12 protein-coding genes are annotated in these 13,105 nt (G+C 73.7%); 8 read left to right on the top strand and 4 right to left on the bottom strand.

From position 1 onward, the window contains the following. Window positions 1-29: 29 nt before the first annotated feature. From AB0398_RS20965 to AB0398_RS20950, 4 genes are all read right to left on the bottom strand, one after another. Window positions 30-881: an EamA family transporter gene (locus tag AB0398_RS20965; protein ID WP_366377097.1), complete on the bottom strand. Its 852-nt coding sequence runs from the start codon at window positions 879-881 to the stop codon at window positions 30-32. After that, window positions 878-1,366 carry a YbaK/EbsC family protein gene (locus AB0398_RS20960; protein ID WP_366377096.1) on the bottom strand — a complete coding sequence of 163 codons (489 nt, stop codon included), beginning with the start codon at window positions 1,364-1,366 and terminating at the stop codon, window positions 878-880. Before AB0398_RS20960 ends, AB0398_RS20965 begins: the two co-directional genes overlap by 4 nt. Before the next feature lie 68 nt (window positions 1,367-1,434). Then, window positions 1,435-3,084 (bottom strand): penicillin-binding transpeptidase domain-containing protein, encoded by a 1,650-nt coding sequence (locus AB0398_RS20955; protein ID WP_366377095.1) that lies wholly within the window; start codon window positions 3,082-3,084, stop codon window positions 1,435-1,437. A gap of 95 nt (window positions 3,085-3,179) precedes the next feature. Beyond that, on the bottom strand, window positions 3,180-4,922 hold the full coding sequence (locus tag AB0398_RS20950; protein WP_366377094.1) for a phospholipid carrier-dependent glycosyltransferase: 1,743 nt from the start codon (window positions 4,920-4,922) through the stop codon (window positions 3,180-3,182). Window positions 4,923-4,974: 52 nt separating this feature from the next. Here AB0398_RS20950 and rsmI point away from each other — a divergent pair, with 52 nt between their 5' ends. From rsmI to AB0398_RS20910, 8 genes are all read left to right on the top strand, one after another. Further along, window positions 4,975-5,883, top strand: coding sequence for a 16S rRNA (cytidine(1402)-2'-O)-methyltransferase (rsmI, locus tag AB0398_RS20945; RefSeq protein ID WP_366377093.1), 909 nt, complete (start codon window positions 4,975-4,977; stop codon window positions 5,881-5,883). A 138-nt stretch (window positions 5,884-6,021) separates the two neighbouring features. Further along, the gene (locus AB0398_RS20940; RefSeq protein WP_366377092.1) at window positions 6,022-6,438 is read left to right on the top strand and encodes a hypothetical protein; all 417 of its coding nucleotides are present in this window, start codon (window positions 6,022-6,024) and stop codon (window positions 6,436-6,438) included. 49 nt (window positions 6,439-6,487) lie between these two features. Beyond that, the gene (locus AB0398_RS20935) at window positions 6,488-7,357 is read left to right on the top strand and encodes a TatD family hydrolase (RefSeq protein WP_366377091.1); all 870 of its coding nucleotides are present in this window, start codon (window positions 6,488-6,490) and stop codon (window positions 7,355-7,357) included. A gap of 295 nt (window positions 7,358-7,652) precedes the next feature. Continuing rightward, window positions 7,653-8,900: a ubiquitin-like domain-containing protein gene (locus AB0398_RS20930; protein WP_366377241.1), complete on the top strand. Its 1,248-nt coding sequence runs from the start codon at window positions 7,653-7,655 to the stop codon at window positions 8,898-8,900. A gap of 54 nt (window positions 8,901-8,954) precedes the next feature. Next, window positions 8,955-9,827, top strand: coding sequence for a 16S rRNA (adenine(1518)-N(6)/adenine(1519)-N(6))-dimethyltransferase RsmA (gene rsmA, locus AB0398_RS20925; RefSeq protein ID WP_366377090.1), 873 nt, complete (start codon window positions 8,955-8,957; stop codon window positions 9,825-9,827). After that, window positions 9,824-10,840, top strand: a complete 1,017-nt coding sequence (locus AB0398_RS20920) for a 4-(cytidine 5'-diphospho)-2-C-methyl-D-erythritol kinase (RefSeq protein ID WP_366377089.1) — start codon at window positions 9,824-9,826, stop codon at window positions 10,838-10,840. Before rsmA ends, AB0398_RS20920 begins: the two co-directional genes overlap by 4 nt. Window positions 10,841-10,915: 75 nt before the next feature. Next, window positions 10,916-11,176, top strand: coding sequence for a hypothetical protein (locus AB0398_RS20915; protein WP_366377088.1), 261 nt, complete (start codon window positions 10,916-10,918; stop codon window positions 11,174-11,176). Between the two features lie 98 nt (window positions 11,177-11,274). After that, the gene (locus tag AB0398_RS20910) at window positions 11,275-13,080 is read left to right on the top strand and encodes an ABC-F family ATP-binding cassette domain-containing protein (protein ID WP_366377087.1); all 1,806 of its coding nucleotides are present in this window, start codon (window positions 11,275-11,277) and stop codon (window positions 13,078-13,080) included. Window positions 13,081-13,105 lie beyond the last annotated feature (25 nt).

Here is a 13,105-nt window from a genome sequence, read left to right as displayed (position 1 = left end):
GCCCCCGGCTTCGTCGACGTGACGCGCCGTCACCCCGCGTGCAGCATCAACCCGATTCCCACCGCCATCAGCGCCGCCGCCGCGATGCGCGGGGCGCCGAAGCGTTCCTTGAAGAGGAGGGCGCCGATGGCCGCGCCCACGATGATGGAGGACTCGCGGAGGGCGGCGATCGGGGCGAGGGGGGCCTTCGTCTGGGCCCAGAGGACCAGGCCGTACGCGGCGACCGAGAGGGCCGCGCCGAGGAGGCCGCGGGCGGCGTACGGGCGGAGCTGGGGGAGGAGGGCGGCGCGGCGGCGCCACAGGGCGTACGCCGGGATCGCGAGGCCCTCCAGGGCCATCAGCCACGCGATGTAGCCGAGCGGGGTGCCGGAGGCGCGGACGCCCATGCCGTCGACGACCGTGTACAGGGCGATCGCGACGCCCGTCGCGCCCGCCGCCAGGAGGGCCGGGCCGTGCGGTCGCGCGCCCTTGCCCCGGATGCCCCACAGGGCGAGCCCGGTCAGGCCCGCGCAGGCCACCGCCACCCCGAGGAGCTGCCGGCCGTCCGGGACCTCGTCGAGGAGGACGGCCGCCAGGAGGGTCACGATCAGCGGGGCCGTACCGCGCGCGATCGGATACATCTGGCCGAAGTCGCCCAGCGTGAACGAGCGCATCAGGAGCACGTAGTACCCGACGTGCAGGAGCGCGGACACGATCAGGTACGGCCACGCCCCCGCCGCCGGGAAGGGGGCGAAGGGGGCGAGGGCCAGGCCGATCAGCGCCCCGCCGCCCGCGATCAGCGTGAAGGAGAGCAGCTGGTCCTTGATGTGGTGCGCGAGGGCGTTCCAGCCGGCGTGCGTGACGGCCGCGACCAGGACCGCGAGCGTGACGAGCGGAGTCACGCCGACGGCTCGCGCACGTCCACCAGCGTGCCGCCCGCGTGCGCCACCAGCGCCTTCGGGTCGATCGCGAAGACCGTGTGCGGGGTGCCCGCCGCCGCCCACACCACCTCGTGGTCGAGGATCCCCCGGTCCGCGAGGACCCGGGTCCGGCTGCGGTGGCCGAACGGCGGGACGCCCCCGATCGCGTACCCCGTCGTCTCGCGGACGACCTTCGCGTCGGCCCGGGTCACCTTCTCCGCGCCCAGTTCCTCCCGTACCCGCTCGACGTCCACCCGGGACGCGCCGTCCATCAGGACGAGCACCGGCACCCCGTCCGCCGCGAAGACCAGGGACTTCACGATCTCCGCGACCGCGCAGCCGATCGCGTCGGCGGCCTGCTGCGCGGTGCGGGTCTCGTCCGGGAAGCGGCGGACCTCGACGTCGAGCCCCAGCTCCTGGAGAGCGGTGGCGAAGAGGGGATGGGCGGTGGTGTGATCGGTCGTCATGGGGGGACGTTAGCGATCCGCGTACGGGTCGTGCGACCGGCTTTCGCCCCTCGGGATCCCCCGGCGGATCAGCCCGCCTTCAGCACCCCCGCCACCACCTTGCCCGCCGAGTCGCCCCCGTGCCCGCCCGCCTGCACCACGGCCGCCGCCGCGAGGTTTCCCGAGTAGCCGGTGAACCAGCTGTTCGAGACGGACTGGTTGCCCATCTCCGCCGAACCCGTCTTCGCGCCCTTCGGAGACGGCACTCCCGCCATCGCCTCCGTCGCGGTGCCGTCCGGCGCCGTCGCCGCCGACCTCATCATCTTCTGCAGCCCCGAGGCGATTCCCGCGGGCAGGCGCTCGGCCGTGGCGAACTCGCGGTCGCCGTACTTCTTCGCCACCAGGTACGGCTGGAGGAAGCCGCCGTTCTTCACGGTCGCGGAGAGCGAGGCGACGTTCAGCGCGTTCATCGTGATCCTGCCCTGGCCGATGTACGAGGCGGCCGTCTCGGGGCCGTCCGACGCGGGGACGCTGCCGTCCGTCGTCGAGGTGCCGACCTCCCAGGTGGCGCCGATGCCGAAGTAGCGGCGGGCGGTCTCGCCGAGGGCGGTGTCCGCGACGTTCTTCTCGTTGAGGGGGCCGATCGCCTTGATGAAGGCGGTGTTGCAGGAGCGGCGGAACGCCTCGGTGAGGGTGCCGTTCTTGATCTCGAAGCGGTCCAGGTTCTGGAAGGTCGTGCCGAGCCACTGCGCGGTGGGCGGACACTCCACCCGGTCGCCGGGGCCGGCGATCCCGTGCTCCATCATCATCGCGGCCGTCACGATCTTCATCGTCGAGCCCGGGGCCTGCGTTCCCAGGAAGGCCGTGTTGTAGCCCTCCGCCGGGCTGTTCGCCACCGCCCGTATCGCGCCCGTGGACGGCTCGACCGCCGCCACGGAGGCCTGGCCGTACGCCTTGACCGCCTTCTCGGCCGCCGCCTGGACCCCCGCGTCGATGGTGGTCTCTATCGTGCCCGGCTTGCCCTGCCGCAGGACGAGGAGGGTGGTGTCGGCGACGGTCTCGCTGCCCGAGTCGATCCAGGTCTCGACCCCGGTCGTGCCGCCCGCCTGCGCCCCGTACCGCTGCCGCAGCGTGTCGATGATGACGCCGAGCGAGGGGTACTTCTCCTTGGTCAGCTCGGCGCCGTTCCGGTCGACGGCCTTCACGGAGGCGACCTTCGCGGTGCCGGTGCGCAGGGTCGCGTCGGCGGTCAGCTTCGGGTGCAGGACGGTCGGGCGCCACTGCACCAGCGGCCGGCCGGTGGTCTGCCCCCGGACCACCGTCAGCTCGGAGGCGTACGACAGGTCCTTGGAGACGCCCTCGTGCGAGACCGTCGCCTTCACCGTGAACGGCACCTTCGTGCCGACCGGCGTCCCCGGGGTGATGACCGCCTTCGAGACCTTCGCGCCCTCCTTGTAGGCGAGCAGCGCGGGACCGGCCGTGACCGGGTCGTTGGTGAGCTGGGCCGCCTTGTCCGACTCACCGGCGGCCCAGGCCGCCAGGAAGTCCTTCGAGGTGGCCGTCGTCTCCTCGGGGGTGACGGGCCCCGATCTCTTCTCCGGTGCGGCCTCGCTCCGGGTGTTCACGGTCGAGTCGCCGCCCGTGACCCCGTTCCAGAGGTTGTAGCCCCCGTAACCGACCCCGCCCGCGACGACCGCGAAGACCCCTCCGACGACCGCGACCTTGGCTCCACTGCGCATGGCTGCGCCTCCCCTCCCCCAGACGACCGTCCAGTCAAGCAGTGCGCTCCCGGGCGTGTCGAGCAACCCTGGTCATCTCCGTCACTCCCGCCCCGCTACACCCACGTGTCCAACCACATCCGCCCCCGCCAGTCCTCCAGCGGGATCGGCGTGCCCGTGTAGATCGGCCAGAAGTAGATGAAGTTCCAGACGACGAGGAGGACGAGGCAGCCCGCCGCCACCGCGCCGAAGGTGCGGCGCCTCTCCGTGGAGCCCCGGGGGCCGATGAGCGCGCCCAGCATCATCGCCACCGCCAGGCACAGGAAGGGCACGAAGACGACCGCGTAGAAGAGGAAGATGGTGCGTTCCTGGTAGAGGAACCAGGGGAGCCAGCCCGCCGCGACGCCGCAGGCGATCGCGCCCGCGCGCCAGTCGCGGCGGAAGGCCCAGCGCCACAGGACGTACAGGAGCGCGAAGCAGGCGGCCCACCAGAGCAGCGGAGTGCCGAGGGCCAGGACCTCCTGGGCGCACTTCTCCCTCGCGTCGGCCGGGCAGCCCTGCGTGCCGGGCGCCGGGGACTCGTAGAAGTACGAGACGGGGCGGCCGAGGACGATCCAGGACCAGGGGTTCGACTCGTACGTGTGCGGCGAGGTCAGGCCCACGTGGAACGAGTAGACCTCGGTCTCGTAGTGCCAGAGGCTGCGCAGCCAGTCCGGCAGCCAGCTCCAGGTCCCGCCGCCGTCCAGCTTGTCCTGGTCGGCCGCCCAGGAGCGGAAGTACCCCTTGTCGCTGACGATCCAGCCGGTCCAGGTCACCAGGTACGTCGCGATCGCCACCGGCACCACCGACACGAACGCCGGGACCAGGTCCTTCCTGATCACCGAGGCGTACGGGCGGACCGCCCCGGCCGTGCGCCGCCCGGCCACGTCCCACAGGACCGTCATCAGGCCGAAGGCCACCATGACGTACAGGCCGTTCCACTTGGTCGCCGCCGCCAGCCCCAGCATCACGCCGGCCGCGATCCGCCACGGCCGCCACCCGAGGCGCAGCGTCTCCGCGACCTCCGCGTCCGGCCGCAGCACCCCCTCCTCGTCCTCCGGGAGCGCCGCCGCCAGCCGTTTCCTGACCCGGTCGCGGTCCAGGACGAGACAGCCGAAGGAGGCGAGCACGAAGAACATCAGGACCTGGTCGAGGAGCGCGGTGCGGCTCATCACGAAGTGCAGCCCGTCGACCGCGAGCAGCAGGCCCGCCAGACAGCCCAGGAGCGTCGAGCGGAACAGGCGCCGCCCGATCCGGCACAGCATCAGGACCGACAGGGTGCCGAGCAGGGCCACCATGAAGCGCCAGCCGAACGGCTCGAAGCCGAACAGCTTCTCGCCGACGCCGATCACCCATTTGCCCATCGGCGGGTGCACGACGTAACCCGGGTCGGTCGGCACGAGGACCGACCCCGGGTCCTTCAGGATCGACTTGTCGATGTCCTTCGGCCAGGACCCCTCGTACCCCTGGTTGATCAGCGCCCAGGAGTCCTTGGCGTAGTACGTCTCGTCGAATATCACCGCGTTCGGCCTGCCCAGGTTCCAGAACCGGAGCAGGCCCGCGACCGCCGTGACCAGGAGCGGACCGCCCCAGGCGAGCAGCCGCCACAGCCGCTCGGCCCGGTCGGGGCCGACGCCGAGGAGCGACCACACGCGCGCGGAGGGCCGGGTGTACGGGGGGTCGAGCCGCTCCCGCAGCCCGACGGGGGCGGCGCTTCCGGCGGGCGGCGCGTAGCCGAAGAGCCGGAGCCGCTGCTGCCACGAAGAGGGCTCTGCCACGGACTGCCGGCCCTCCAGGGTCTCGGGTGCGGTACTGGTCACCGCGCCATCGTAGGGAACGCGCCTGTGCGAGTCGCCTGTCCGGGCTGGGAGGATGGCACCCGTGACAGGAACGCTGGTACTCGCAGGGACCCCCATCGGCGACATCGCGGACGCCCCGCCCCGGCTCGCCACCGAGCTGGAGAACGCGGACATCGTGGCCGCCGAGGACACCCGCAGGCTGCGCGGCCTGACCCGGGCCCTCGGCATCCACACCTCCGGGCGCGTCGTCTCGTACTTCGAGGGCAACGAGTCCGCCCGTACGCCCGAGCTGGTCGAGGCGCTGGTGGGCGGGGCGCGGGTGCTGCTCGTGACCGACGCGGGCATGCCGTCCGTGTCGGATCCCGGCTACCGGCTCGTGGCCGCCGCCGTCGAGCAGGACATCAAGGTGACCGCCGTCCCCGGTCCGTCCGCCGTCCTCACCGCGCTCGCCCTCTCCGGCCTGCCCGTCGACCGCTTCTGCTTCGAGGGCTTCCTGCCGAGGAAGGCGGGCGAGCGCCTCGGACGGCTGCGCGAGGTCGCGGACGAGCGGCGGACCCTCGTCTACTTCGAGGCCCCGCACCGGCTCGACGACACCCTCGCCGCGATGGCCGAGGTCTTCGGCGCCGAGCGCCGGGCCGCCGTCTGCCGCGAGCTGACCAAGACGTACGAGGAGGTGAAGCGCGGCCCGCTCGCCGAGCTCGCCGCCTGGGCCGCCGAGGGCGTGCGGGGCGAGATCACCGTCGTCGTCGAGGGCGCCCCCGAGACCGGGCCCGCCGAACTCGACGCGGAGGAGCTGGTGCGCAGGGTGCGGGTGCGCGAGGAGGCGGGGGAGCGGCGGAAGGAGGCGATCGCCGCCGTCGCGGCCGAGGCGGGCCTTCCCAAGAGGGAGGTGTTCGATGCCGTCGTCGCGGCAAAGAACGCGGCTGCGCAGGCCCCCGGAAAGGCTGAGCGGGACCCCGGAAAGGGTAAAGGGCTAATCTGAAAAGCAAAGCCGAAACCGGCGCCGGGACCCTTCGCAGGGCGCTTGGCAAGGGAAGGGCCAAAAGCCCTCCATGGTTCGACCCGCGCTGATGCGCTCCGGCCCGAAAAGGCGTCCACTGATCAGTGGAGAGGAGCTGGCATGAGCGAGATCACCGGCACCGGCACATCCGTCGCCCACGAGGCGTACGCCTTCGCCTGCATGCGCTGCGGATACGGCTGGGAGCAGGCGTACGACATCGAGCACCACGTCGACGCCGCCGGCCACGCGTTCGTCGTCTACAAGGCCGGGGGAGAGCGGGTCCCGTCCCCGTTGTCCAGTCCCACCTGCATGAACTGCGGCGGTCACGTCGTCAGGATCATGCGCGCGGGGCAGGTGTCCTCGGTGCTCGACCTGATCGCCGCGACGGAGAAGCACGGACGCGGATCCAAGGAGACCAAGCCGATCGGGCCCGCGGGACCCATCGGACAGGAGCTGACCGAGGGCCCCGACACCCCGCCCGTGCCGCACCACTGGCACCTGTCGGACCTCCTGCACCCCTTCCGCAAGCGCGGGTAGCCGAAAAGGGGCGGGCGCCGGTACTCGTGGCCCTCGTACGATCGGGGCCATGAGTGCCAAGGACGCCCCGCCCCCGCTGCCCGAACCCCTCCTCGTGGAGGTCGCGGACTCGCACACCCACCTGGACCTCCAGTCCGGGACCGTCGAGGAGGCCCTGGTGAAGGCCGCCGCCGTCGGCGTCACCACGGTCGTGCAGGTCGGCTGCGACGTGAAGGGCTCCCGGTGGGCCGCCGAGACGGCCGCCGCCCACGAGAACGTGCACGCGGCCGTGGCCCTGCACCCCAACGAAGCCCCCAGGATCGTCCTCGGGGACCCCGACGGCTGGTCCCGCCAGGGGGCGCGCGAGGGCGGCGGGGACGCGGCCCTGGACGACGCGCTCACCGAGATCGACCGGCTCGCCGCCCTGCCGTACGTGCGCGGGGTCGGCGAGACCGGCCTCGACTTCTTCCGCACGGGCCCCGAGGGCGTCGCCGCGCAGGAGCGCTCCTTCCGCGCCCACATCGAGATCGCCAAGCGGCACGGCAAGGCGCTCGTCATCCACGACCGGGAGGCCCACGCCGACGTGCTGCGCGTCCTGGACGAGGAGGGCGCCCCCGAGCGGACCGTCTTCCACTGCTACTCCGGCGACGCGGAGATGGCGGAGATCTGCGCGGCCAAGGGCTACTACATGTCCTTCGCCGGCAACGTCACCTTCAAGAACGCCCAGCCGCTCCGGGACGCCCTCGCGGTAGCCCCCCTGGAGCTGGTCCTCGTCGAGACCGACGCCCCCTTCCTCACCCCGGCGCCCTTCCGGGGCCGCCCCAACGCCCCGTACCTGATCCCGGTCACCGTCCGGGCCATGGCGGAGGTGCGCGGGATCGGGGAGAACGAGCTCGCCGAGGCGATCGCGGTGAACACGGCCCGCGCGTTCGACTACTGAGCGAGGGGACGGGGGCTCGGGGTCTGAAGCCCCGGGTCCCGGACCCCGAGCCTCGGACCCTGGGCCCGCCGACCATCACCGATCCATAACGGTTACGGGAAGTAGTCGGGTCGCTGTGGAGCGTGACCGGGGTCGGGGCTAGGGTCCCGGCCTCGTGAGCACTTCCCAGGGCAGTCACCGGGCCGGGCGCCGGAGCGCCGGCACGGCCCCCGACGTCCTCCCCGCCCCTCCCGGCCCCTCCGTACCCCCCGGCCTCCCGCTCCACGAGCAGCCCACGCAGGCGGCGCCGCTGGTGGTGCCCGGGGGCGTACCCGGGGCCGTCCCCGGCACCGTCCCCGGGCAGGGCACCCGGGCCGGCGCCCGCCGGGCCGCCCGCCGCCGCAGGGCCGCCAAGGGACCCACGGAGCGGCCCGCGGGGGCCGTGGGCTCCACGGGCTCCTCGGGCTCCGTGGGAGGGGGGCTGCGGCGGCTCGTCCCGCAGGCCCTCGTCGTCGCCTTCCTCGCGGGCGGCACCACCGCCTTCGTCGCCGACGACAAGACCGTCCGGCTCTCCGTCGACGGCGTCCCGCGCACCCTGCACACCTTCGCCGACGACGTCGGGGAACTCCTCGCCGACGAGGGCCTGGCCGTCGACGGGCACGACATCGTCGCCCCCGCCCCCGGCCACGCCCTCACCGACGGCGACGAGGTCGTCGTCCGCTACGGGCGCCCGGTCTCCCTCACCCTCGACGGCCGGCGCCACCGGGTGTGGACGACCGCGCGGAACGTCGAGGAGGCGCTGCGCCAGTTCGGGGTGCGGGCGGAGGGCGCGTACCTCTCGGTCTCCCGCTCGGCCGCCATCTCCCGGCACGGCCTCGCCCTCGACGTGCGCACCGAGCGGGCCGTCACCTTCCTCGCCGACGGGCGCGAGCGGACCGTCCGCACCAACGCCGCCACCGTCGGGGAGGCCCTCGCCGAGACCGGCATCACCCTCGCGGGACAGGACGCCCTCTCCGTCGACCCCGGCTCCTTCCCCCGCGACGGCCAGACGGTCGCCGTGCTGCGGATCACCGACAGCAGGCGGGTGCGCGAGGAGACCGTCCCGTACGCCGTCGAGCGGGTCCGCGACCCGGAGCTCTTCGCCGGGACCGAGGTCGTCGAACGGCAGGGCGTCCACGGCCTCCGCCGCATCACGTACGCCCTGCGCACGGTCAACGGCGTCCAGGGACGACCCCGCAGGCTCGGCGAGGAGATCGTCCGCGAGCCCGTCAGCCGCACGGTGCGGGTCGGCACCCGCCGCCCGCCCGCCTCCGTGACCGGCGCCGACGGCCTCGACTGGGCCGCGCTCGCCGCCTGCGAGTCCGGCGGCCGGCCGGACGCCGTCGACCCCTCGGGGACGTACGGCGGGCTCTACCAGTTCGACCCCGCCACCTGGCGCTCGCTCGACGGCACCGGCACCGCCCAGGACGCGCCCGCCGCCGAGCAGACCTTCCGCGCGAAGAAGCTGTACGTGCAGCGGGGGGCGAGCCCGTGGCCCCACTGCGGGCGCAGGCTGGGCGGGTGAGCGGCGGGCCGTGCGACGGGCGGGGTCCCACCGGGCAAGGCCTAGTCTGTACTGGTGAGCGACACCACCGGTTCCGAAACCTCCGACGCCCTCCTCGGCCCCGCCGACATCCGTGAGCTGGCCGCCGTCCTCGGCGTGCGCCCCACGAAGCAGAAGGGCCAGAACTTCGTCATCGACGCCAACACCGTCCGGCGGATCGTCCGCACGGCCGGGGTGCGCCCCGACGACGTGGTCGTGGAGGTGGGGCCCGGCCTCGGCTCCCTCACCCTGGCCCTCCTGGAGGCCGCGGACCGGGTGACCGCCGTCGAGATCGACGACGTGCTCGCCGCCGCGCTGCCCGCCACGATCGAGGCCCGGATGCCCGCGCGGGCCGACCGCTTCGCGCTGGTGCACTCCGACGCCATGCTGGTCGAGGAGCTGCCGGGCCCGGCGCCGACCGCGCTCGTCGCCAACCTGCCGTACAACGTGGCCGTGCCCGTCCTGCTGCACATGCTGGAGCGCTTCCCGAGCATCGAGCGGACCCTCGTCATGGTCCAGGCCGAGGTCGCGGACCGGCTCGCCGCCCGGCCCGGGAACAAGGTGTACGGCGTGCCGTCGGTGAAGGCCAACTGGTACGCCGAGGTGAAGCGGGCCGGAGCGATCGGCCGCAACGTCTTCTGGCCCGCGCCGAACGTCGACTCCGGCCTGGTCTCCCTGGTCCGCCGCGCCGAGCCGCTGGCCACCACCGCCACCCGGCGGGAGGTCTTCGCGGTCGTCGACGCGGCCTTCGCACAGCGCCGCAAGACCCTCCGCGCGGCCCTCGCGACCTGGGCCGGCTCCCCGGCGGCGGCGGAGGAGGCCCTGGTGAAGGCCGGGATCTCGCCGCAGGCCCGCGGCGAGGCCCTGACGGTGGAGGAGTTCGCGCGGATCGCGGAGGCGAAGGCATGAGCGGCGGTACGGGGTCGGTGAACGGCGGCGGTGCGGAGACGGTGCGCGGCGGTGCGGAGCCGGTGGACGGCGGCACCGAGACGGTGGACGGCGGTGCGCACGGCGGCGGGGCGCGGTCCGTCACCGTCCGCGTCCCCGCCAAGGTCAACGTCCAGCTCGCGGTCGGCGCGGCCCGTCCCGACGGCTTCCACGACCTGGCCAACGTCTTCCTCGCCGTCTCCCTGTACGACGAGGTGACCGCCACCCCCGCCGAGACCCTGACGGTCACCTGCGAGGGCCCGGACGCCGACAAGGTGCCGCTGGACCGCACCAACCTCGCCGCGCGCGCCGCCGAGCTGCTCGCCGCCCGGCACGGCCTCTCCCCGGACGTGCACCTGCACATCGCCAAGGACATCCCGGTCGCCGGCGGCATGGCCGGCGGCAGCGCGGACGGCGCGGGCGCGCTGCTCGCGTGCGACGCGCTCTGGGGGCTGGACACGCCCCGCGCCGAACTCCTCGACATCTGCGCCGAGCTGGGCTCCGACGTGCCCTTCAGCCTCGTCGGCGGGGCGGCGCTCGGCACCGGGCGGGGCGAGAGGCTGACGGAGCTGCCGGTGGGCGGCGCGTTCCACTGGGTGTTCGCCGTCGCGGACGGCGGGCTCTCGACCCCGGTCGTCTTCGGCGAGTTCGACCGGCTCACCGAGGGCACCGACGTCCCCGGACCGGCCGCCTCGCCCGTCCTCCTGGAGGCCCTGCGCACCGGCGACACCGCCGCCCTCGCGGGCGCCCTCGCCAACGACCTCCAGGCCCCCGCGCTCTCCCTGCGCCCCTCGCTCGCCGCGACCCTGGCGGCCGGCACGGAGGCGGGCGCGCTCGCCGCGCTGGTCTCGGGCTCGGGCCCGACGACCGCGTTCCTGGTGAAGGACGAGGAGTCGGCGAAGGCGGTCGCCGCGGCCCTGACCGCCTCGGGCACCTGCCGCACGGCCCGCACGGCGACGTCCCCGGCGGCCGGGGCGACGATTCTGCCGGACTGACACCTTCCCTTCACCCGCCCCTGCCACCCTGACCCGCCGGGCCGGACGGGCCGGGGCGGCGGACGGAGGCGACGGATGGGGAAGCGGCGACGGACCGCGTGGGCGCGGCTGCTGTCGCACGCCGCCGTGGTGGGGCTGTGCGGCTGGTTCACGCTCCTGTGGTGCGTCCGGGACGAGCCGCTGCGGCCGCCGCCCCTCCTCGGGTGGGTCCCGTCGCCGGCGCTCCCCGGCCTCGTGCTCCTCCTCCTGACCGCCCTCACGGTCGACTCCGTCCGCGGCCTCGCCCGCGCCTGGCGGGACCGGCGGCCGGAACGCGCGCCCTCGGACGACGACTGAGCCGCGGAGGCGGTCCGGGCCCGTCACGGACACCCGGCGGGCGAGCGGTCGTGTCGACGTACCCTGGACGTCGATCGATCACCCCGTCAGGAGTCAACGTGGCCGTCAACCTGGTCAATGTCGAGAACGTCAGCAAGGTGTACGGCACCCGTGCCCTGCTCGACGGCGTCTCGCTCGGCGTCTCCGAAGGGGACCGGATCGGGGTCGTGGGCCGCAACGGCGACGGCAAGACCACCCTGATCCGGATGCTCGCCCGCCTGGAGGAGGCCGACACCGGCCGCGTCACCCACAGCGGCGGCCTGCGCCTGGGCGTGCTCACCCAGCACGACTCGCTCGACCCGGAGGCCACCATCCGGCACGAGGTGATCGGCGTCATGGCCGACCACGAGTGGGCCGGCAGCGCCAAGATCCGCGACGTGCTCACCGGCCTCTTCGGCGGGCTCGACCTGCCCGGCTTCGAGCACGGCCTGGACACCGTCATCGGCCCGCTCTCCGGCGGCGAGCGGCGCCGGATCGCGCTCGCCAGGCTCCTCATCGAGGACCAGGACCTCATCGTCCTCGACGAGCCCACCAACCACCTCGACGTCGAGGGCATCTCCTGGCTCGCCCAGCACCTCCAGAACCGGCGCTCGGCGCTCGTCTGCGTCACCCACGACCGCTGGTTCCTCGACCAGGTCTGCACCCGCATGTGGGACGTGCAGCGCGGTGACGTGCACGAGTACGAGGGCGGCTACTCCGACTACGTCTTCGCCCGCGCCGAGCGCGAGCGGATCGCGGCCACGGAGGAGGTCAAGCGGCAGAACCTGATGCGCAAGGAGCTGGCCTGGCTGCGGCGCGGCGCCCCCGCCCGCACCTCCAAGCCCCGCTACCGCATCGAGGCCGCCAACGAGCTGATCGCCGACGTGCCGCCGCCGCGCGACACCAGCGAGCTGATGAAGTTCGCCAACGCGCGCCTGGGCAAGACGGTCTTCGACATGGAGGACGTGACCGTCACCGCCGGGCCCAAGGAGCTGCTCAGGCACCTCACCTGGCAGCTCGGCCCCGGCGACCGCGTCGGCCTGGTCGGCGTCAACGGCGCGGGCAAGACCTCACTCCTGCGCGCCCTCACGGACGCGGCCCGCAGCGGCGGCGAGATCCAGCCGCCCGCCGGCCGGATCGTTGTCGGCAAGACCGTCCGGCTCGCCTACCTCTCCCAGGACGTCACCGAACTCCCCGGCACCCTGCGCGTCCTGGAGGCCGTGCAGCAGATCCGCGACCGGGTCGACCTCGGCAAGGGCCGCGAGATGACGGCCGGCCAGCTCTGCGAGCAGTTCGGCTTCTCCAAGGAGAAGCAGTGGACGCCGGTCGCGGACCTCTCCGGCGGCGAGCGCCGCCGCCTCCAGCTGCTGCGCCTGCTCATGGACGAGCCGAACGTCCTCTTCCTCGACGAGCCCACCAACGACCTCGACATCGAGACCCTGACCCAGCTGGAGGACCTCCTCGACGGCTGGCCGGGCTCCATGGTCGTCATCTCCCACGACCGGTTCTTCATCGAGCGGACCACGGACAAGACGTTCGCCCTGCTCGGCGACAAGACCCTGCGGATGCTGCCGCGCGGCATCGACGAGTACCTGGAGCGGCGCCGCAAGGCCGTCGAGGCGGCCGTCCCGGCGCCCGCCGCCGCCCCCGCGCAGCCGAAGCCGGGCGTCTCGGCGGCCGACGCGCGCGCCGCGAAGAAGGAGCTGCAGAAGGTCGAGCGGCAGCTCGACAAGGTCTCCGAGAAGGAGACCAAGCTGCACGCGCGGATCGCGGACAACGCCACCGACTTCGAGAAGGTCGCGAAGCTCGACGCGGAGCTGCGGGACCTGGTCGCGGAGCGCGAGGAGCTGGAGATGCGCTGGCTGGAACTGGCCGAGGACGCATAACAAGGGCATCACAGGCCGGTCCTCC

It is taken from the genome of Streptomyces sp. NPDC086147 (assembly GCF_040702165.1).
In the GTDB taxonomy this organism is placed as follows: domain Bacteria; phylum Actinomycetota; class Actinomycetes; order Streptomycetales; family Streptomycetaceae; genus Streptomyces.
Note: the sequence above shows the minus strand (reverse complement) of the source record. Positions and strands in the feature narration are given on the sequence as shown.